Genomic DNA, 20,472 nt, shown 5'->3' with positions numbered 1-20,472 from the left:
TGTGGACTTCTTCGACCAATTTATCCTTGCTCCACGACTTGAAGCTACGCCAAAAATGCTTGGCGTGTTTCCACACGATCTCGATCAAATTGAGCTCAGGGCTATACGCTGGCAAGTACATCACCACAAAACGATGATCCACCAACCAACGATTGACCACCTCTTCATCAAAATGGTGATGCACTGTCGCGTTATCCATCACCAACACCGTTAACCGCTCCGGGTCAGATTTCTTCGCCAGTCCGTCAATAAATTCAACCACCTGTGGCCGCTTGATTGAATGCTCAAACAGCATGTAATCCAAAGTCTCTTTGGCATAATCCAGCGCACCAATCACATTGGCACGCTTGCGGCCAACACTGGCATCGGCCCGGTGGGTTTCACCCAGCGGAGCCCAAGCGCCCTGAATACTGGGCAAGCAAGAAAAACCACTCTCATCACCATACAACAACTCGATTTCGCCCGCCTGTGCCTGCTCTTTCATTATTGCCAATGCCCGCTCTGTGGCTCGGAAATGCTCGTCGTTCCGTTTTTTTCTAAAGACAGACGTGTGCGCTTGAATGACAATCCCCGTGCGTGCAAACCCACTGACAATCTATCTTCGCTAAAGGGTTTCGCCTCTGGGTAGCGCGCTCTGACCTTGGCGGCAATCTTTGCCAGCGTCATCGGCTCTTGTTTCGCTACTTCTGCCGCATAATCGAGCATTTCATACGTTAATTTACGTGGTGCACCACCGACATTGCCACCAAGAATCCCCAAAATCCCACGTTCGCGCCAGCGACGTGCCCACTCATAAACCATTTGTTCGCTCATGCGTAATATTTTGCTCACGGTCTTGGGCGACTCTCCTTCGTGCAAAGCCAATAAACCCAAGGCGCGTGGGCGAAAATTGGCGTGATGATGCTGAGCCATACTTTCCAGCATCGCTACTTCGTCTGACGTGAGTGGCTGACCTAACAGATTACGTTTCAAGCTTAGCTCCCATTAAGAGCCTACTCTCAAGCAAAATCCATTCCAATCAGTTGCACGTAACTACTTATCTGAATCGCACCGGGTTTCGCGGAGGCTATTTAGTTTGAGTCAGACCAACATGGCCTGCTCGCTTTGGTTGCGATAATAGTTTGCTTCTGCTTCCGCAGGTGGGATATGGCCAATCGACCCAAGCAAACGATGGTGATTGAACCACGAAACCCATTCCAATGTCGCGAGCTCCACAGATTCTAGGTTTTTCCACGGACCTAAACGATGAATTACTTCCGCTTTTTAGAGCCCGTTAATCGTTTCGGCTAGCGCATTGTCGTAACTATCACCCGTCGTACCCACGGAGGGCTCGATCCCTGCTTCAGCCAATCGTTCGGTGTAGCGAATCGACACATATTGCGACCCGCGGTCGCTGTGGATGAATCAATGCCTCACGCTCTGGCTGTCGCGCCCACAACGCCTGCTCTAATGCATCCAGCACAAACTCAGTGTGCATGCTGCGACTGACTCGCCAACCCACGATGTACCGCGCGAATACATCAATCACAAACGCCACATACACGAAGCCTTGCCACGTCGATACGTAGGTAAAATCCGACACCCAGAGCTGATTCGGTCGTTCGGCGACGAATTGACGATTGACATGGTCGTGAGGGCAAACAGCAGCAGAATCTGAGTAGGTCGTTCGCACGCGCTTTGCCACGCGTGACACCACGTAAACCGAGGCTGCGCATCAAGCGTTCAACGGTACAACGCGCCATCGTATGTCCATCACGTTTGAGCTGGCGCCAAACTTTTACGGCACCATAAACCTGATGATTCACTTCCCAGACGCGCACAATTTCACTACTCAGTTGCTCATCACGAATGGCCCGTTGGCAGCGCAACGCTGGATTACGCTGCCGAGCGGCATACCGTCGATAAGCAGACGGGGCGACCTGTAACAGTTTGCAGATCGGCTCGACCCCGTGCTGCTCACGATGGGCATCGATGAATCCCCTGACTACTTCAATCGGCGGTCGAGCTCCGCCTGCGCGAAATACGCGCTGGCTAGGCGCAGAATTTCATTGGCTTTTTTAAGTTCGCGCACTTCACGTTCCAATGCTTTGATGCGTTCGTTCTCGGCGGCATTTTTATTGGCTGGCACTGCATCGCCACCTTGTCGACGACACCAAGTGCGCAACGTTTCGGGCGTGCAGCCAATTTTACTGGCGATAGAAACGAGGGTTGCCCACTCGGATGGATATTCAGCGCGGTGTTCAATCACCATGCGCACAGCGCGTTCGCGGACTTCGGGGGAAAACTGAGTTGATTTCTTCATGACACCATTCTCTCAAGAATTGGAGCCTCCGCGAAACCCGGTGCGATTCATATCTGACTGAAAACCAATATTTATATGGTTTCTAGTCAGTTACGTTGGTTACTACCATCTGTTCTATCATTTTCCTCCCCTCTTTTACCTTTCATACCCAGCAATATAACGCTAATCATACTAACAAGATTTTTCATAACGAATGAACTATCTTATAAAAAACAGGCGCTTAGCAAGCGAGTGTATGCTGATGCTGACTAATATGTTCAACAAGTGAGAACCACTTGTCTTGAAAAGTAGGCTTTCTATCGTATCTCAATGTCAGCCAGATCAATATTGGTATATCATAAAAAACTAATATTATGGGTAAATAAAGAACATGAAACAGCTCGGTCTTTCATTAGTCGAATTAGTAGTCACGCTTGCAATCATCACAATTGTTTTAACGATTGCCGCAACTAGCTACGGCTCCTACATTCAACAAAGTAGACTCAAAGGTTTTGCAGAAAATTTATCTGCAGATTTGCGCTATGCACAAAATGAAGCTCGAGCATCAAAAAACAATGTGTGCGTTGAAATCACAACTGGAAGTAGCTGGACTTATACCTTAAGAAAAGTCACATTGACTGGCGCAAGCTCAGTATGTAGCACAGGCGGTACAGTCTTAAAAACAAAAACCTCCAGCGAAATTAAAAACACCTCAATCAATTCAGTACTGGTTAACGGCGCGGCCTATGACAGCAGTAACCCACCGCTCCTAGATGGTATAAAAGGTACTGTCAAACTTAATGGGGCTTATTCAAATATAGAAATCACATTGGAAAATAGTTCAGAATCTACTTACCGACTCAAACTACTGATTAACCCACTAGGCTTAATTACCATGTGTTCTCCAGCTGCATATTACATAGCAGGATATACAAAATGCTAAAAAATAAGGGATTTACATTAGTAGAATTATTAATATCCACTGCAATTGGTTTATTAATATTATTTGGTGTGCTCACTATGTTTATTGTTAATTTATCCACTTCACGCCAACAAACAGACCAGATTAAGCTTACTCAACAATTACGCTCAACAATGGATATTATGTCCAGCGAAATTAGGCGCGCGGGCTATTGGGCCAATGCAAAAAATCAGATTGCTAACTCACCAGCGCCAACTGCAAATACAAATCCTTTCTACACGATTGACACCTCAGATCCAACCTGCATTGTTTTTGCTTATGACCAAAATACTAATGGCACTTTACAAAGTAATGAAATTTTTGGCTTTAAATATGAAAACGGTACCATTTTAGTCCGGATTATATCAACTGACACTGAAATTAATTGTAGCTCATCCACAGGCTGGCAAGCAATTACTGATCCCAATAAAATTAATGTTACCGGCTTAACTTTTTCATTAAATAGTCAAACATGCTACAGAACGAATGGAGCAACTAATGCAGGTTGCATTGGAACAGCAACCAATAGTGTAGGTGTCGCGAAGGGTGCAACAACACCCATAACTGCAAAACTAGAGAGCCGAGCAGTGATAATTTCTATATTTGCAGAATTAGTAAACGATTCCAAAGTTCAAGGCGAATTAATTGAAGAAGTGAGAATTCGAAATGACCAACTCAGATTTTAAAATGTTAAAACACCAACATGGCATCGCAGCTTTATTAACCAGTGTAATTATTCTTATTTTAACTACACTGATTGTTCTTTTTGTGAATCGATCTGCAATTTCAGAGGAAAAAACTGCGATTGCACAATATCGTATTACCCAGAGTTATGAAGCTGCAGAAGCCGCTTTAGAAACTATGGTGGGATTTTTACAAAATGCCACCACGATTGCTACTTACAGTACTTATACGGGTGGTAATGTCAATATTTTAAGTAGCAGATATTACACAACATTTAATTTAGATGCCGCAAACAATTTTAAAGCTGCAATTTATTTATGCCGCCCTTATGCTTATTCAAGCGATACAGATCGCTGTGTGCAAACTATTGGCGATATTAATTTGGGTGATATTACACCAGATGTTAATCGTCGCAATGTAATTCGCATTTTGAGCATTGGTACTGCAGATGGATGTAACCCATCCGTATCTTCACCAATGACTCAACCACAATTTGTTAGTTTTACTCAGTGTATATATAAGAGCTTCATTATTACGGATGTATTTCCAGTCAAAGGTAGTATTCCTATGGTAGATGCCTTGGTGACCACAGGTACAGCAGATCTATTTGGTAGTCAATGTATTCAAAATACCACTGGCCAAGGTAATGCGGTGCGCTATGGCGGCGCTTTAGCGAATAACATTAATAAAACCAATAATACCGATTGTGCAGCCAATAATGCCAAAGGTACTTTTGGCCCGGTAACTTTTGATAATACCTTGCCGCCAGCTAATACAACACCTAGTGGTTGTTTATCCGGTGTTATTAATTGCAACTTAACTGATCCAAATGCAGGTAAATTTTTTAAAGATACTTTAGGCGATACTCCAGCTAATATTTATGCTCAAGCTAACTTAAAAGTTACCAATGGTACTTTTCCAAATCCAATTGCTTCGGGCAGTACTGTTTGGATGACTGGAGCATATACAATGTCTGGTAATCAGAATATCGGTACCCCCAGCAACCCTGTTATTTTGGTTATTGATGGCACATTTGCTATTCACGGTAATGTTACTTGTTACTGCGTTATTTTTGTTAATGGCTCTATTCAAATGACTGGTGGTGCAACAATTTATGGTGGTATTGCTGTTGATGGTACTGCTACTGTTAATGGCGGAAATAATACAATTATTAAGGATGATGCAACACTAGATGCATTTGGTAAACCATATCGCTACGATCGTATTGCCGGTAGCTGGAAAGATTGGTAATGGAGTAAATCATGTCAAACATTAATTTGAATAAAAAACTGTCAAGATCGAAAGGCTTTACGCTTATCGAGAATATGGTTGCTGCATTAGTCCTATCCGGAGGTTTGTTGGCGGTTGCCAAAATGCAGAGTAATTTATATCAATCGACGTCTTATTCGCGTGATTTAACTGAGGCGCAAATTGTAAGCCAATGGAAAATTGAAGAATTAAGGAAAATGGTATATACAGCAATTACAACTGGAAATGATATCAAGACATTATCAAATACCAACTTCACCAGAACGTGGACGGTTACAGATAATGCTGATTATAAAAATATCACTTTAGTCACTACTTGGAAAGATCAGAATAATATTAGTCGTAATGCAACTTTTTTTACACGTATTAGTCGATGGGCTCAAGTTGGTAGTTTGGATATGCATTTCTTGGAACAAGAGGTATCGGTTACCCCCTACCCACCATTACCAACACCGGTGCCTACAACATCAGGAAATAATACACCTGCACCTTCTTCAGTTAATACTACGCCAATTCCGAAACCAACCCCTCCTGAATTTATTAGTGGTGATTCATTCACATTTGGTAATTATTCAGTTCGTTCTTTAGTATTAGGTGATAGTACAGGTCGTTCGATTAAATGTACTTTGGAAGGTTTTGATACCAATGGAGCTTCAATTAAATCAAATGTACAGACCTTATTACAAGGTACTTGCGCCCAACAAACCGATGTGAATTCTGATAATTCTTTCCAAGTTCAATATACCTGTGGTTTAACTAGAAAAGATACCAGTGTTGCTAAATTGAAAGGAGGCTGTAGTTTATTTGATCAGTTTGGTTTGGTTGTTTCTTCTGCTTGTGGGGTAGTAAATTTATCACAAACAAATGTGAATGAAACTATTCAGTTTGATTTTACATTAGATTCAAATGGTGATAATTCAGGTCTGGCTAATTGCAATGGAAATATTCCTACACCAGCTCCAACAGTAACTCCTGTACCAACCACTACATCTATTCCGACAGCAACTCCTGTACCAAGCACTACATCTATTCCGACAGCAACTCCTGTAGTAAGTTGTACTATTCAAACATGGAGTGGTAGTAATGTAAAATATACTAAAAATTCAGAAGTTTCATATTCGGGTAAAGTATATAAATCATTGCAAACACATAATTCTCAATCTAATTGGGATCCAGTATCTGTGCCTTCGCTTTGGGGATATGTCAGAGTATGCCCATGATAAATTACTAACCTTTTGGAAAGAAAGATCATTTTCAGTATTTAATAAACATATACAGATCAGTAACTTCACAAATTTGGTATAATTGGATTTATGAAATGCAAACGTGAATCCGATGGCCGCAAAATTGATCACCATTCATTACAGGTGATGCGGCAACAAGCCATTAAATCCGGCCAATCCGTTCCTACTGTTGCGGAAGTTTTGGGCTTGAGTACTCGAGCTGTTTACGACTGGTTAGCTAAGTTTGCTGCAGGTGGACAGCAGGCTTTATTGGCCAAGCCCATTTCCGGTCGGCCACCCAAAGTGACTGCTGAGGAAATGCGCTGGTTGGCAGAAACCATCAAAGACAACACACCTCAGCAGTTGAAATTTGAATTTGGTCTTTGTCTTTGATTGGCTTGCTGATCAAACGCCAATTTAGCAAATCCCTGTCGCTTGCTTCGGTGAGTCGCGTGATGAAATTGCTTGGCTTAACGGTGCAAAAACCACTTTATCAAGCGTGGCAACAAGACGGCGTATTAGTTCAAAAATGGCAGGATGAGATCTATCCCGAGATCAAGAAAGAAGCGAAAGCAGTCGGTGCAACCATTTATTTTGCTGATGAATCAGGGATGCGCTCCGATTATCACACGGGCACAACTTGGGCACCTTGCGGTGAAACGTCAGTTGTCAGCGTCACAGGAAGTCGATTCTCCTTCAACATGATTTCGGCAGTGAGCCCTCGGGGTGAATTCCGCTTTATGCTGCATGAAGGCTCCGTGACGGCGGCGGTTTTTAAGGAATTCTTGAGCAGGCTGATGATTGGTGCGACCAAGCCGGTGCAGGAGTATGTGGTGAGCCTGGATGGCCAGTTGAAACTGTTTTTCCTGCCGCCGTACTCGCCGCAATTGAACCCAGATGAGCAGGTATGGGCGCATGTAAAACGGCAAGTGGCCAAGCGGTTTGTGCAAAATAAAGAAGAAATGAAACGGCTGGCAATTGGCGCTCTACGCCGAATTCAGAAATTACCGGAATTGGTCAAATCCTTCTTTCGGCAGCCCGAATGCCAATATGCGCAGATGTGAAGTTACTTTCTAAAAGATTAGTAACAGATTACGTTTCAAGCTTAGCTCCCATTACTAACCTTTTGGAAAGAATGGTCATTTTTAGGATTTAAAAACCACATGCAGATCAATGGCTTACATGTTTCCAATAAATGAATTTACTTTCTAAAATATTAGTAACTAATTACAACTATTATTTTATATATTACTTATGATTTCAGTATAATTAGGTATCCCAATATATTTTTTAATTAATTTACCGTCTTTACCAATTAAAAAATTAGTCGGTGTTAATGTAACACCACCAAAATTTTCAGCAATTTTACCATCTGCGTCATGAACTATTTTAAATGGAATATTTTCTTTTTTATTATAGTTTCTAATATATTCAATATTGTCATAGCTCATTGCAATCGCAATTGTCTGAAAACGCTCCTTACCATATTTAAGCTGCAATTTTTTCAGTTCAGGCATTTCCTGCATGCAGCCTGTACAGCTGGTTGCCCAAAAATTCACTAATACAATCTTTCCTTTGTAGTCAGAAATCTTGATTTTTTTCCCTTCCAAGCTTGTCATTACTTGTTCACTTGGTATTTTTTTATCACTTGAAAGTACAAAGTAGCTAGCTATAGCAGTACTCAGTAGGCAAACAATGATTACTTGTAGACGGGTTTTCATGATTTTTCCTCTTGATGCATCTGATTCTATGGCATGTAGTCTGCTTTGAGCGACCTTTTGTTCCTGAAATTTGGAAGGCTTTGCTTTACATATATATTGATAAGAAGAAGATAGTAATAATAAATAAGGGTGTCACTTCTCTGTGGACAAGTCAAAATATACATATAAATCAATTCTTTAAGATATTCACAACCTATCTGAAGGTTTTTGTACCGCCTGTGGATAATTTGGTAGGCTTTTTATCCACAGCTCCCTTTTGTTATTTATCCACATATGAACTTGCTTTTCTCCACATGGCAAGTACCTGATTTGATAAGCTGTTTGTGAATAAGCGTATAATCGCGCTTTTTCTTGGGGGTGCATGATGGCAATTCAGTGGTTTCCGGGGCATATGCATGTGGCTCGCAAGAAAGTCGCTGAGACTTTAGCCAAGGTTGATGTAGTGATCGAGATTGTTGATGCGCGCATGCCTCTGTCTAGTAGTAATCCTATGATTGAGAAACTGCGGATGCATCGGCAACGTCCTGCTTTGAAAATTTTGAACAAGGCTGATCTGGCAGATCCAGCGCTTAATAAAATTTGGCTGGAGTGGTTTAGAGCTCAGCCTGGTACTGAGGCTATTTTGCTGGGTGAAGATAACAAGCAGGAGGCCTTGAAGAAAATTCCTCAGCTTTGTTTGAAGCTGGCGCCTTTTCGTACCGGGGTTGAAAAGCCACTGCGCGCGATGATCATGGGTATTCCGAATGTGGGCAAATCAACTTTGCTTAACACTTTGGCGCAACGCAAAGTGGCCAAAGTGGCAGATACGCCAGGGGTCACAAAGTCGCAGCAACGAATAGAGACCTTGGGTGGGGTCATTCTTTACGACACACCGGGTCTGATGTGGCCAAAAGTAGAGCATGAGCCTTCGGGTTTTCGTCTGGCTTTGGGGGGCTCGATTGGTCGCAATGCGTATGACGAAGTTGAAGTCGCTTATTTTGCCATTGAGACGTTGAAGGCTCGTTACCCTGCTGAATTGATGAAACGCTATAAATTGCCTGATCTGGATGGTGAAGTTGAAGCGCTTTTTGAGCGGATAGGCCGCAAACGTGGGGCGGTGATGAGTGGTGGGATTATTGATGAGCAGAAAACAGCAGATTTGATCATCACTGATTATCGAAGCAAAGCCATTGGCCGAATGACGCTGGAAACACCGGATGATTTCATTGGTGTTGATCTGGGTTCTGGCGAGGATGTGCCACCAGATGCGCTCGCTGAAAGTGCTGATGAATGATAAATGGCCTGATCGTTAGGGGGCTGGCAAATTTGCATCCGTTAAACCTTGCTTAAAGCTAGCTGTTTTATGGGTATGTTTATCCAGGCACTGATTTGTATGTTCTAGATTGATATACCCGGTTAGAGTATTTTTGGAGTGGGCTTTTCCAGCGGTACTGATGGCAGACTTAAGCAAAATTGGCTTAATATTCCCTAAAACTGTGTGATTGGATGGTGCTTATGGATACAGAATTGGGTAATTTGGAGGATAAAGTGAAGCAACTGGCTGATCTTTGTCGTCATCTGCGGAATGACAATCGCAATTTGCGTCTGGCTTTACTGCAAGCCACGCAGGAAAATCAGCATTTGATTCAGAAACTGGCAGGAACAAAAGAGCGGGTGGCTACGATTTTGGCTAAATTGCCGGAGGATATGCTGTGAGTGAAGTGATCAAGCAATTGGATATTTCAATCATGGGGCGCGAGTTTCGCGTTGCTTGCCCGGAAAATGAAGAAGCCACGCTTTTGCAAGCTGTGCAGCTACTTGATACGCGAATGCATGATATTCGCAGCAACGGCAAAGTGATTGGTTTGGAAAAAATCGCCATCATGGCAGCCTTGAACATGACGCATGAGTTTCTGCAGACCAAGGTGCCCGGTGGAATTGACATCGGCGCGTTTCAGCGTAGAATCGACAGCATGAATTCAACGATTGATGCGGTATTACAAGAGCAAACCGAGCTCTTTTAAGCATCAAACGCACCCTTGCTTTCCTGCGGTGTTCGTAACGGCTCAGATTCTTTGAACCGATAAGCTGTATAGCATGTCCGCCGGGTCTCCCGACGCCTGTTGTGAGCACTCTCGCTGTTTCGGCAGTTGATGAATGCACCTGATGGCATCGACTTGGTGGCAACTTGAACCATTGGGTTCAAGATGCGAGTCGGTACGGCACTCGCGGGAAGCCCCCCATCTATGATGTCTTTAGCCTCAGACCTTCCAAAAGTTGAACTCCGAAGCCGTTTGCGCAAAATCCGCTCTGCGATTTTGCCAGCACAAAGACAGGCTGCAGCTTGGGCTGTGACGCGTTCAAAACCGGTCCTGCAGCGTTTGCGGCCTGGAAAAAGTATTGCCCTGTATGTGCCCGTGGGGAGCGAGTTTCCAAGCTGGCCGCTGATTTTCACTGCATTGCAACGTGGTTGCAAAGTGTACTTGCCCCGAACACCCCGATTTGGTCGTCAACTTGAGTTTGTGCGCTTGAATTCGCAGTCGCAATGGCAGATCGGGCCATACAACATCCCTGTTCCTTCTCATCCGGAAGTATGTTCGCCCCGAAAGCTCGATACGGTGTTTGTGCCTTTGCTGGGCTTTGACTCGCAATTGGCCAGGCTGGGCCAAGGCGGTGGCTATTATGATGCGACTTTTGCCTTTCGCCGTTTGCGTCGGCAATGGCGAAAGCCGAAATTAATTGGCTTGGCGTTTTCTTCGCAACGCCTTGCACAGTTGCCGCTTGAGCCGTGGGATCTGCGTTTGGATGCGGTACAGACCGAAAATAGTTATTGTCGAGCTGCTCGGTATTGAATGCAGCTGGTGAATAGTGGTTATTCCGCAGGTACATTACGCAGAATATTCGCTATCATGGATGGATGATTACATGTACAGCTATCACTAGCTGACATATTGCTAATTCACCATCGAGGTTAAAATGGCTGCTATCGTATCGACCCCTGTGAAGATTGTGAATGCAACAGGTCTGCATGCACGCCCAGCGGCAAATGTTGTCAATGTTGCAAAACAATTTCAATCAGACATTAAATTGATGTTCAAATCCATTGAAGCCAATGCCAAATCGGTAGTTTCAGTGATGGGGCTGGATGTCAGCCTGGGCGATCAAATTCAAATTAAAGCCGATGGCCCTGATGCACAGGCTGCTATTGCTGCGGTCACACAAATTATCAGTAGTGGTTGTGGCGAGAAGTAGTAAGACAAACCGTAAAGGGCAGCTTGCTGCCCTTTTTGTTTGTTGCAGGCTATGTAATTGATAATGATGAATTGTAATTTTACGTAATTGGAATAGAACCAATTTTGCTAAATCTGACCAGAAACAAGTTTTTATCCCATTACTGGCAGCACACTACTTGTTAGAAAACCGTAGGCCTATCGGAGTAATAATTGGCTGGCAATTAAGCCAATTATTTACTTCATGCTGATGGTGTACCGCTTTGAACTGGCTTTTAAGCAAACTACTGTTTAAGTCAGAGACCGAACAAAAAACGAGGTATTTATGTCGAATCCTGCAACCCGGATTGAATTGAAAGCTCCCTTATCTGGGGTGATGGTGCCATTGGAAAAAGTACCAGATCCCGTATTTGCGCAAAAGATGGTTGGCGACGGGATCTCGATTGACCCTACCAGCAATATTTTATTAGCACCATTAACGGGTAAAGTCACACAGCTGCATTCTTCCAAGCATGCGGTCACCATCACGGCCCCTAGCGGTATTGAAGTGCTGATGCATATTGGGCTCGATACCGTCATGCTTAAAGGCCACGGGTTCAATGCCAAAGTCAAGGAAGGTGACATTGTTGATGTCGGCCAGCCCTTGATTGAGTTTGATATGGATCTGGTGGCGCGCAAAGCTGTTTCGCTGTTAACCCAGATTGTGATTACCAATAGCGACCAGGTTGCCCAATTTATACCAGCAACGGGTCTTGTCGCAGCAGGTGAGCAAACCGCTCTGACTTTGCAATTGGCGGCGGGCGCAGCCAATGCAGTTGCCAACACTGGCACAGCCAGCGAAGCATATTCCGATCCAATTAAAGTCCCGAATCACACCGGTTTGCACGCTCGTCCATCAGCAGTCTTGGCCAATGCAGCAAAAACCTACCAATCCGATATCAAACTGGTGCGTGCTGGCGAAGAAGCGAATGCCAAATCCGTGGTCGCCATCATGGGGCTCGAAGTGCAGCACAATGATGAAATTCGCGTGCGCGCAGCTGGCCCGGATGCTGCGGCGGCCGTTAAAGCGATTTCAGAGCTGATTCAAACCGGTTGTGGTGAAGACATCGGCGGTCCGGTTGCTAAAACTAAGCCAGCGCCATTGAATATCAAAACGGCCAAGCCACAGCCAAAATCGAGCGATCCCAATGTACTCAGCGGCGTTTCGGCCTCGCCAGGTCTGGCCGTTGGTCACGTATTTCATGTCAAGCAGGAAGAAATCTCGGTTGTTGAGCAAGGTGAAGGCCAGCAGGTGGAAAAACGCCGTCTGGATAAAGCCCTGAAAGACGCCCATCAGCAACTGGAAAACCTGAAAGCCGAGATTTCGGATGCCAGCAAAGCCGAAATTTTTGCTGCGCATCAGGAGTTGCTGGAAGACCCGGATTTACTCGCCATTGCGATTGCGCACATTGGCAAAGATAAAAGCGCGGCATTTGCATGGAAAGTGGCTTTCAATACCTATGCCGAAAAACTGGCCAGCCTGAAAAATGAAGTCCTGGCCGGTCGTGCCAATGATATTCGCGATGTTGGTCGCCGTGTCTTGCGCCTGATTGCCGGTGTTGAAGAAGCTGCGATGGTGGTGCCTGAAAACGCTATTCTGATCGCCGAAGAATTATCCCCGTCCGACACCGCCAGTCTGGATCGCACCAAGGTCCTCGGTTTTTGTACCACTGGTGGTGGTGCAACCAGCCACGTCGCCATTCTGGCGCGCTCACTGAATATCCCGGCAATCTGTGGGATTGACGAAGATGTGATGCAGTTGGCTAATGGCACCCCCGTCATTCTGGATGGTACGCGTGGCACGCTGCGCAAAAATCCGTCTGAAGCCGAAGTGTCTGCCATTCGTGAAAAACAGGCGGCTCAAGCAAGCAAGCGTGCCGCCGAGCTAGCCGCCGCTTTTGAACCTGCGGTAACCAAAGATGGTGTGCATGTTGAGGTGGTCGCCAATATTGGTGGTCTGGAAGACGCCGAGCAAGGGGTGAAGCTGGGCAGCGAGGGGGTGGGTCTGCTACGCAGTGAGTTCCTGTATCTTGAGCGCACTGACGCACCTTCGGAAGAAGAGCAAAGCCAGATCTATATCGACATTGCCAAAGCGCTAGGCACCGAGAAGACTTTTGTAGTGCGCACGCTGGACGTGGGGGGTGATAAACCACTGCCTTACCTGCCAATGCCAGCGGAGGAAAATCCTTTCCTCGGCGTGCGCGGGGTGCGTCTGTGTCTGGCCGAGCCAGAGCTCTTGCATACCCAGGTTCGCGCTGTGTTGCGCTCGGCGCCATTCTCCAAACTGGCGATCATGTTCCCAATGATTACCAGTCTGGAAGAAGTGCGTGAAGTAAAACGCATCGTGGCTGAAGAAAAAGCGGCGCTGGGTATTACGCAGGAAGTCCAAGTCGGCATTATGGTTGAGGTGCCTGCCACCGCCGTGATGGCCGAGCAATTTGCCCGCGAAGTGGATTTCTTCTCGATCGGTACCAACGATCTGACCCAGTACACACTGGCAATGGATCGCGGTCATCCGAAGCTGGCCAAGCAAGCTGATGCGATGCACCCTGGCGTGTTGAATCTGATCAATATGACAGTACAAGGCGCGCATAAACACGGCAAGTGGGTCGGCGTTTGCGGCGGTATCGCGTCTGATCCGATGGCCATTCCGCTGTTGCTGGGGATTGGTGTCGATGAATTGTCGGCCAGCGTGCCCGCTATTCCGGCAATCAAAGCGCTGGTCCGTACACTTGATAAAGCCCAGTGCCAGAAACTGGCTACCGAGGTGTTGCAATTGGGCACCGCAGCGGAAGTGCGGGCTCGTTTGTCTCAACTGCTGGATTAAGTGCAAGGCGAAAGTGTTCGTGCCGAGCATGCACGAACACTTTAACCCCGTAATTGGAAGGAAAAACCACCATGGCAATTTTTATTAGTTTTATCGTCGGCCTGCTACTGGGCGTGATTGGTATGAAACTCACCCGCAAAACTCCTCAAGCCGCTCCGGCGGCTACCTCTCAAGCTGCGGCTCCAGCGGCCAAAGTCAGTGCAAAACCTCAGTCAGTTTTAAAAGACAGCTGGTTGGCTGGCCTGGGTGGCGAGCAAAATGTCCAACAGGCCGAAGCAATCGCCGCTACGCGAGTTCGCGTCAGCCTGCAGGATGGCAGCCGCTTGAATGAATCAGCGTTGAAACAAGCCGGTGTCTTGGCTATTGCACCAATTAATGCGCAAGTCTTTCACCTAATTATTGGCGCGTAAGCGGTCTGAATGAGCCAAGCCCTGCGGATCGATAATCAGTGTTTTTGCAGGGATAGGCGTCAGCCCAATGGCGTGTTCCATTCACCCAACCCACCTTCACGGTGGGTTTTTTGATCTGGGTCAATAAATACCCCCTGCTAGTATTTATATGTAGGTCTTTTAATGTATTGCTCGCGTGCTTATACCCAAGAATAATCAATCGAAATATTCAAGTTTTATGGTCAGCGCACCCAGCGTGACTGAGAAAACAGGAGAAAGTCGATGTTTAAAAACGCGTTTGCCGTACTGCAAAAGATCGGGAAAGCCTTAATGCTACCCGTGGCCGTTTTACCGGTTGCGGGTTTGTTATTGGGGATTGGTGCTTCACATTTTTCCTTCCTACCTACCGTTGTCTCACAGCTGATGGAAGCCGGTGGCGGGGCCATTTTTGGTCATCTGCCGCTGATTTTTGCCATCGGCGTTGCGCTGGGTCTGACCGAGAATGATGGCGTCGCTGCGATTGCCGCTTCGGTGGGTTTTGTCGTGCTGCTCGCCACCATGGGTGTGATGGCGCCGGTGATGGGCGTCGAACCAGCCACCGTGATGGGCATGAAATCGATGGAAACCGGCGTGTTTGGCGGGATCATCATCGGTGGCGTGGCCGCCACTTTGTTCAACAAGTATTACCGCATCGAGCTGCCGCCGTATTTGGGCTTCTTTGCCGGTAAACGCTTTGTACCGATCGTGACCGGGATTGCCGCGATTTTTGTCGGTGTGATCATGTCGGTGATCTGGCCTTCGATCCAAGGCGCGATTAATAACTTCTCGCAATGGGCCGCGCATTCTGACCCACGCATGGCGGCCACCGTGTATGGTTTCATCGAGCGTTTGCTGATTCCATTCGGTCTGCACCATATCTGGAACGTGCCGTTCTTCTTTGAAATCGGCAGCTTTACCAATGCGGCTGGCAAGGTAGTGCATGGCGATATTGCCCGCTTCTTCGCCGGCGATCCAACTGCCGGTATTTTGTCAGGCGCCTTCTTCTTCAAAATGTTCGGCTTGCCAGCTGCGGCCTTTGCCATCTGGCATACCGCCAAACCTGAGAAAAAGGTCATGGTTGGCGGGATTATGGTGTCGGCTGCGCTGACTTCGTTTCTGACCGGGATTACCGAGCCGATCGAATTTGCCTTTATGTTCGTCGCGCCGGTGCTGTACGTGATCCATGCCTTTCTGGCGGCCAGCGGGCAATTTATCGCCAATACGCTGGATATGCACATGGGCTTTACCTTCTCGCAAGGCGGCATCGACTTCCTGATGTTCAATGCCTTGGGTAGATACGCGCAAAACTGGTGGTATGTGCTGATCATCGGCCCGATCTACGCCGCGATTTACTACAGCGTATTTCGCTTTGTCATCGTGAAATGGAATCTGAAAACGCCCGGCCGCGAAGACGAAACAGCAGAAAACGTGGTCAGCCACAGTGCTGGCGGCATGGCGCAAGATCTGGTGCTGGCTTTTGGTGGAGCCAGCAATATCAAATCACTGGACGCATGTATCACCCGCTTGCGGATTTCGGTGCAGGATGTCGCCAAGGTCGATCAACCCAAACTCAAAGCCCTCGGTGCAGCAGGCGTGATGCAGGTGGGTAACAATATGCAGGCCATTTTTGGCACCCGCTCGGAAAACCTGAAAACTGATATGGAGATGTATATCAAGCAAGGCGGCATGCAGATTAATGTAGCGAGCAATACCCCTGTTGTCCAGTTTGCAGCTGCCAGCAAGACCGCCATCAATCCGGTGCTACAGGCGGCTTTGGGCGGCGCAGCCAATATCCGCAGTGCAGTGCCAATGGCTGCAACACGGGTTCGGGTCGAGCTGACAGACGCCAAACTGCTCGATCTGGCCGCGCTGAAAACACAGGGTATTGAAGCGGTCGCGCCTTTGGCCGACGGTGTTGTTCATTTGATCGTCGGCGATCGTGCCGAACAGATAGCCGGGTCTTTGCTGTAAATCGTTGAAGTATTATTCCCGAGCCATTGCAGCCGCGATGGCTCGGTTTGCCATGATGGGCAAGCAAATATCAACAGCCCTGAACGGTGCGTATTATTTTGCTGGATAGTCACGACAGATTCAGCCACACTTTCGCCATGGCACGCGAAAAGCATTTAGACCTTCCCATCTATCGTCCCTCATCCTGGCTACCCGGTGGGCATGCCCAGACGATTTACCCTGCCGCCTTGCTGTGGCAACGCCCCCTCACTTACAAACGCGAACACTGGATTACGCCTGATCTGGATGCGATCGGTGTTGACTGGACCGATGGCCGTGCCGGAACGCCGCTGATTGTGCTGTTTCATGGCTTGGAAGGCAGCTCGCGCAGCCATTACGCAGTTTCCTTGTTTCATCAGGCGTATCGGCGTGGCTGGCGGGGCATCGTGCCGCATTTTCGCACCTGCGGGAATGTGCCTAACCGCTTGCCGCGCAGTTATCACGCCGGTGATTCCGCCGAAGTGGACTGGATTTTGCGCCGCCTGAAGAAAAACTTCCCCGAGACGCCCTTATTTGCCGTGGGCTATTCGCTGGGCGGCAATGCCTTATTGAAATGGCTGGGCGAGCAGGGCGATACTGCGAACGATGTCATTTACGCCGCAGCGGCTGTGTCTGCGCCGATGGATTTGGCCGCTTGCGGTAATGCACTGGATAAGGGCATCAACCGGCATTTATACACCCGGGAGTTTCTGGGCACGATGCGCAAGAAAGCCCAGTACAAACTCAAACTATCAGAAAACCCGTTTATTGATTGGCAGCAGGTGAAGCAAGTGCGCACGCTGCGAGAATTTGACGATCTGGTCACCGCGCCGCTGCACGGCTTTTTTGGGGTCGAAGATTATTGGTCGCGGGCCAGCAGTAAAAGTGTACTCAAACAAATTGCCGTACCGACTTTACTGATCAATGCTTTGAATGATCCATTTATGCCTGCACACAGCTTGCCAACGGTACAAGACGTCTCTGAAGCCGTGCATCTGCTCCAGCCGCGTGAGGGTGGACATGTCGGATTTCTATCGGGCCCGCCGCCTGGCCGTTTGAGCTGGCTGCCCGAAACCATTTTGAAGTTTTTCCAATACCACCTGCCCTTGGTGAGATAGATGAGCCGTATTCCTGCCGCAATTTTCAAAGCCTACGATGTGCGTGGCCCTATTTCGCTGTTAACACCAGACGTCGCCTACTGGGTGGGGCGTGCCGTGGGCGCACAGGCGCTGGCGCGCAATATCCGCAGCATTGCGCTAGCTGGCGATGGCCGCCTATCCACACCAGAGCTGATGGAAGCGATGCAACGTGGCCTGCTTGAAGCGGGGGTATTGGTCTACAGGCTAGGTATGGCCTGCACCCCATTGCTATACTTCGCAGCAAAACATCGTGCCGATGCCTCGGGCATTATGATTACCGGCAGCCACAATCCACCGGAATACAATGGCATCAAGCTGGTGCTGGGCGGTGAAACGATTGACGGCCCAGCGCTGCAAGCCCTGCGCGAGCAGATCGAAGCCGATCAGTTGCCCGTGGTGGCAGGTGGTGCGGCCAGCGAAATGGATGTATTTGCCGATTATCTGGCGGCGATCAAACGGGATGTTCAAATTACCCAGCCGCTCAGACTAGTGATCGACTGTGGCAATGGCGCTCCCGGGGCGGTAGCACCACACCTATTTCGCACCCTCGGTTGCGAAGTGACCGAATTGTATTGCGAAGTCGATGGCCATTTCCCCAATCATCATCCCGACCCGCAAGTCGTCGATAATCTGCGCGAGCTGCGCGCCACCGTGCTGGCGAAGGGGGCCGATCTGGGTATTGCCTTCGATGGCGACGGTGATCGCCTCGGCGTCGTGACTCGCTTCGGGCAGATGATTCCCGGCGATCGTTTGCTGATGATTTTCGCTAGCATGGTCTTGGCACAACAAAGTGGCCATGTTTTATACGATGTGAAATCGAGCCGCTCAGTCGCGCAATGGGTGAAGCAGCTCGGCGGCACTTCGGAAGCGATCCCCACCGGGCATTCGCACATGAAGCGCAAGCTCAAGCAAAGCAAAGCGCTGTTAGCCGGGGAGCTATCGGGGCATTTTGCCTTTGCCGGCTGGGATGTGGATGATGCCTTGTACGCCGCAGCACGATTATTAGCGGCCGTTAGCGCAGGGCTGGATCTGGATGCCGAGCTGGCGCGGCTGCCGCAATGTCTGGCCACGCATGAGTTGCAAATTCCGCTGTCGGGCGCAGGGCATTTATTAGTCAAAGACATCGCCGCCAAAGCGCAATTTCCCAGCGCGACGGCGATTAGCTTTGTCGATGGTCTGCGCATAGAATACGCCGATGGCTTTGGCCTGATCCGCGCATCCAACACCACGCCGGTGTTGACGCTGCGGATCGAGGCCGATGAAGCGCAGGCTTTACGCCGGATTGAACAAGAACTCGCGGCCGCCATTGCGCCGCTTCCTTTTCCAAACTATACCGTCGAATAAATGATTAATTTACCCCCCCAGCACCTGATTGCCGCCAATGTTGCCACCGCTCTGGCCGAAGACATCGGTGAATGCGATTGGACAGCCCAGCTAATCCCGGCTGATCAGCAAGCCACTGCGCGCATTATCGTGCGTGAAGCCGCCGTGATATGTGGCTTGCCATGGGCTAATGAAGTGATTCGCCAGGTTGACGCCAGCATTCAAGTCGATTGGCAAGTTACCGAGGGGGAGTATGTGGTTGCGGATCAATTACTGTGTGTACTGCAGGGCAATGCCTGCTCTTTGCTCACTGCCGAGCGCAGCATTCTCAATTTCATCCAGACTTTATCAGCTGTTGCGACGGAAACTCGGCGTTATGCCGAGGTGGTTGCCGGCACCAATGCTGTGGTTCACGACACCCGCAAAACCATCCCTGGCTTGCGTCGCGCACAAAAATACGCAGTCACCGTTGGGGGTGGCGCCAATCAGCGTATGGCCTTATACGACGGCATTCTAATTAAAGAAAATCACATCGCCGCCGCTGGCGGTATTGCCAATGCACTGGCCGCCGCCCTGCAAATCGCACCCAAGCATGTGACGATTCAGATCGAAGTTGAAAACCTCGATGAACTCGCACAAGCCTTAGCTGGCGGAGCTGTTTCAGTCCTTTTAGATAATATGAGTCTGGCCGACATGCGCAGCGCGGTTCAAATGGCGCAGGGCAAAGCAATACTGGAAGCATCGGGTGGCGTAGATCTAACGACCATCCGCGCCATTGCTGAAACCGGTGTTGATCGTATCTCGGTAGGAAAACTCACCAAAGACATTCAGGCTATCGATCTTTCAATGCGTTTTAGCTAAAGATTCGGTCAAAACGAACACAATTTAATTTTTCATCAGGTTTCATCAGTGTAAAACTTAGCCCGCGCCAGCGGGCTGAGTGCTTTTTAGTGTGGTTTTTGCCCGGTTTGAGCGTTTGGTGTCGCTATTTCTGCCCATTGCGCGCAGTTTTTGCTGTTCTTGTTCAGTACTGTGCTGGTGCTGGTCGTTTGATTTTCGCGCTCTTTGCTAAAATGTTTCAAACTTCGTTTCCTTATCGATCAACCACTTATCGCCTTTCGTCAATTTTATTTGTCGATAGGTGTTGACGTGTTTCAAGGCGGTGGGTATAGTTCGGCCTCTCTGCTGATGACGCAGCGAAACAAAACGAGTTTCTCTCTGTCTCACACCGATCTTTAACAAATTACAGCCGATGAGTGTGAGTGCTTGATTCGTAAGTCGAAACAAGTGCTTGCACTCAATTGAAAAGAAAGTAAAACAAGACGAACTTTATTGTTCATCTCGTTTTTTTCTTTGAGTATTGAAGTACAAGCCAAGTA

Annotated in this window: 18 protein-coding genes, 1 other RNA gene, 2 pseudogenes and 1 other annotated feature; of the genes and pseudogenes, 17 read left to right on the top strand and 4 right to left on the bottom strand. The window is 47.9% G+C overall.

Features of this window, described 5'->3' with window-relative positions:
- The 3 genes and pseudogenes from FLS37_RS15910 to FLS37_RS15900 form a co-directional block, all read right to left on the bottom strand.
- Window positions 1-484 (bottom strand): IS630 family transposase (locus tag FLS37_RS15910; RefSeq protein WP_232522646.1); only part of this gene is annotated, 484 nt, incomplete at its 3' end.
- Window positions 484-972, bottom strand: a complete 489-nt coding sequence (locus FLS37_RS15905) for a helix-turn-helix domain-containing protein (RefSeq protein ID WP_157670953.1) — start codon at window positions 970-972, stop codon at window positions 484-486. The genes FLS37_RS15905 and FLS37_RS15910, both read right to left, overlap by 1 nt.
- Window positions 973-1,080: 108 nt before the next feature.
- A pseudogene (locus tag FLS37_RS15900) lies at window positions 1,081-2,302 on the bottom strand (IS3 family transposase).
- Window positions 1,911-2,027, bottom strand: a sequence feature (AL1L pseudoknot). It overlaps the preceding pseudogene by 117 nt.
- Window positions 2,303-2,672: 370 nt before the next feature.
- Here FLS37_RS15900 and FLS37_RS15895 point away from each other — a divergent pair.
- From FLS37_RS15895 to FLS37_RS15875, 5 genes and pseudogenes are all read left to right on the top strand, one after another.
- Window positions 2,673-3,224, top strand: a complete 552-nt coding sequence (locus FLS37_RS15895; protein WP_157670952.1) for a GspH/FimT family pseudopilin — start codon at window positions 2,673-2,675, stop codon at window positions 3,222-3,224.
- On the top strand, window positions 3,218-3,928 hold the full coding sequence (locus FLS37_RS15890) for a PilW family protein (protein WP_157670951.1): 711 nt from the start codon (window positions 3,218-3,220) through the stop codon (window positions 3,926-3,928). Before FLS37_RS15895 ends, FLS37_RS15890 begins: the two co-directional genes overlap by 7 nt.
- Entirely contained in the window at window positions 3,909-5,177 is a 1,269-nt protein-coding gene (locus FLS37_RS15885) for a hypothetical protein (RefSeq protein WP_157670950.1), read from the top strand. Before FLS37_RS15890 ends, FLS37_RS15885 begins: the two co-directional genes overlap by 20 nt.
- Window positions 5,178-5,188: 11 nt before the next feature.
- A complete protein-coding gene (locus tag FLS37_RS15880; RefSeq protein WP_157670949.1) occupies window positions 5,189-6,415 on the top strand; it encodes a carbohydrate-binding protein in 1,227 nt (408 codons plus the stop codon).
- A gap of 93 nt (window positions 6,416-6,508) precedes the next feature.
- Window positions 6,509-7,482 (top strand): annotated as a pseudogene (locus FLS37_RS15875) (IS630 family transposase).
- A 177-nt stretch (window positions 7,483-7,659) separates the two neighbouring features.
- Here FLS37_RS15875 and FLS37_RS15870 read toward each other — a convergent pair.
- On the bottom strand, window positions 7,660-8,139 hold the full coding sequence (locus tag FLS37_RS15870) for a TlpA disulfide reductase family protein (protein ID WP_157670948.1): 480 nt from the start codon (window positions 8,137-8,139) through the stop codon (window positions 7,660-7,662).
- A gap of 361 nt (window positions 8,140-8,500) precedes the next feature.
- Between FLS37_RS15870 and ylqF the strand changes: the two genes are divergently transcribed.
- The 12 genes from ylqF (at window position 8,501) to nadC (ending at window position 19,954) form a co-directional block, all read left to right on the top strand.
- Entirely contained in the window at window positions 8,501-9,412 is a 912-nt protein-coding gene (gene ylqF, locus FLS37_RS15865; RefSeq protein ID WP_232522644.1) for a ribosome biogenesis GTPase YlqF, read from the top strand.
- A gap of 221 nt (window positions 9,413-9,633) precedes the next feature.
- On the top strand, window positions 9,634-9,834 hold the full coding sequence (locus tag FLS37_RS15860; protein WP_157670947.1) for a hypothetical protein: 201 nt from the start codon (window positions 9,634-9,636) through the stop codon (window positions 9,832-9,834).
- Entirely contained in the window at window positions 9,831-10,142 is a 312-nt protein-coding gene (locus FLS37_RS15855; protein ID WP_157670946.1) for a cell division protein ZapA, read from the top strand. The genes FLS37_RS15860 and FLS37_RS15855 overlap by 4 nt, the downstream gene beginning before the upstream one ends.
- 17 nt (window positions 10,143-10,159) lie before the next feature.
- Window positions 10,160-10,357, top strand: a non-coding RNA gene (gene ssrS / locus FLS37_RS15850) — 6S RNA.
- Between the two features lie 7 nt (window positions 10,358-10,364).
- Entirely contained in the window at window positions 10,365-10,970 is a 606-nt protein-coding gene (locus tag FLS37_RS15845; protein WP_308418769.1) for a 5-formyltetrahydrofolate cyclo-ligase, read from the top strand.
- A gap of 124 nt (window positions 10,971-11,094) precedes the next feature.
- Entirely contained in the window at window positions 11,095-11,370 is a 276-nt protein-coding gene (locus FLS37_RS15840; protein WP_157670944.1) for an HPr family phosphocarrier protein, read from the top strand.
- Window positions 11,371-11,673: 303 nt separating this feature from the next.
- Complete coding sequence (ptsP, locus tag FLS37_RS15835; protein WP_157670943.1) at window positions 11,674-14,214, top strand: phosphoenolpyruvate--protein phosphotransferase; 2,541 nt, start codon at window positions 11,674-11,676, stop codon at window positions 14,212-14,214.
- Window positions 14,215-14,285: 71 nt separating this feature from the next.
- Complete coding sequence (locus FLS37_RS15830) at window positions 14,286-14,624, top strand: PTS transporter subunit EIIB (protein ID WP_157670942.1); 339 nt, start codon at window positions 14,286-14,288, stop codon at window positions 14,622-14,624.
- Window positions 14,625-14,885: 261 nt separating this feature from the next.
- On the top strand, window positions 14,886-16,613 hold the full coding sequence (ptsG, locus tag FLS37_RS15825; protein WP_157670941.1) for a PTS glucose transporter subunit IIBC: 1,728 nt from the start codon (window positions 14,886-14,888) through the stop codon (window positions 16,611-16,613).
- 137 nt (window positions 16,614-16,750) lie between these two features.
- Complete coding sequence (locus FLS37_RS15820) at window positions 16,751-17,749, top strand: YheT family hydrolase (RefSeq protein WP_157670940.1); 999 nt, start codon at window positions 16,751-16,753, stop codon at window positions 17,747-17,749.
- Window positions 17,750-19,114 carry a phosphomannomutase/phosphoglucomutase gene (locus FLS37_RS15815; RefSeq protein WP_157670939.1) on the top strand — a complete coding sequence of 455 codons (1,365 nt, stop codon included), beginning with the start codon at window positions 17,750-17,752 and terminating at the stop codon, window positions 19,112-19,114.
- The gene (nadC, locus tag FLS37_RS15810) at window positions 19,115-19,954 is read left to right on the top strand and encodes a carboxylating nicotinate-nucleotide diphosphorylase (protein WP_157670938.1); all 840 of its coding nucleotides are present in this window, start codon (window positions 19,115-19,117) and stop codon (window positions 19,952-19,954) included. It begins immediately after the preceding gene.
- The last annotated feature ends 518 nt before the right edge of the window (window positions 19,955-20,472 follow it).

The sequence above is a fragment of the Chitinibacter sp. GC72 genome (assembly GCF_009760905.1).
In the GTDB taxonomy this organism is placed as follows: Bacteria; Pseudomonadota; Gammaproteobacteria; order Burkholderiales; family Chitinibacteraceae; genus Chitinibacter.
The sequence above is the reverse complement of the archived record's forward strand: the minus strand, read 5'-3'. Positions and strand labels throughout refer to the sequence as shown.

Excerpts from the sequence above, each read along its gene's own strand:
- FLS37_RS15895 (WP_157670952.1), top strand. The coding sequence starts at position 2,673 with ATGAAACAGCTCGGTCTTTCATTAGTCGAATTAGTAGTCACGCTTGCA.
- FLS37_RS15890 (WP_157670951.1), top strand. The coding sequence starts at position 3,218 with ATGCTAAAAAATAAGGGATTTACATTAGTAGAATTATTAATATCCACT.
- FLS37_RS15885 (WP_157670950.1), top strand. The coding sequence starts at position 3,909 with ATGACCAACTCAGATTTTAAAATGTTAAAACACCAACATGGCATCGCA.
- FLS37_RS15880 (WP_157670949.1), top strand. The coding sequence starts at position 5,189 with ATGTCAAACATTAATTTGAATAAAAAACTGTCAAGATCGAAAGGCTTT.
- FLS37_RS15870 (WP_157670948.1), bottom strand. The coding sequence starts at position 8,139 with ATGAAAACCCGTCTACAAGTAATCATTGTTTGCCTACTGAGTACTGCT.
- ylqF (WP_232522644.1), top strand. The coding sequence starts at position 8,501 with ATGATGGCAATTCAGTGGTTTCCGGGGCATATGCATGTGGCTCGCAAG.
- FLS37_RS15860 (WP_157670947.1), top strand. The coding sequence starts at position 9,634 with ATGGATACAGAATTGGGTAATTTGGAGGATAAAGTGAAGCAACTGGCT.
- FLS37_RS15845 (WP_308418769.1), top strand. The coding sequence starts at position 10,365 with ATGATGTCTTTAGCCTCAGACCTTCCAAAAGTTGAACTCCGAAGCCGT.
- FLS37_RS15840 (WP_157670944.1), top strand. The coding sequence starts at position 11,095 with ATGGCTGCTATCGTATCGACCCCTGTGAAGATTGTGAATGCAACAGGT.
- ptsP (WP_157670943.1), top strand. The coding sequence starts at position 11,674 with ATGTCGAATCCTGCAACCCGGATTGAATTGAAAGCTCCCTTATCTGGG.
- FLS37_RS15830 (WP_157670942.1), top strand. The coding sequence starts at position 14,286 with ATGGCAATTTTTATTAGTTTTATCGTCGGCCTGCTACTGGGCGTGATT.
- ptsG (WP_157670941.1), top strand. The coding sequence starts at position 14,886 with ATGTTTAAAAACGCGTTTGCCGTACTGCAAAAGATCGGGAAAGCCTTA.
- FLS37_RS15820 (WP_157670940.1), top strand. The coding sequence starts at position 16,751 with ATGGCACGCGAAAAGCATTTAGACCTTCCCATCTATCGTCCCTCATCC.
- FLS37_RS15815 (WP_157670939.1), top strand. The coding sequence starts at position 17,750 with ATGAGCCGTATTCCTGCCGCAATTTTCAAAGCCTACGATGTGCGTGGC.
- nadC (WP_157670938.1), top strand. The coding sequence starts at position 19,115 with ATGATTAATTTACCCCCCCAGCACCTGATTGCCGCCAATGTTGCCACC.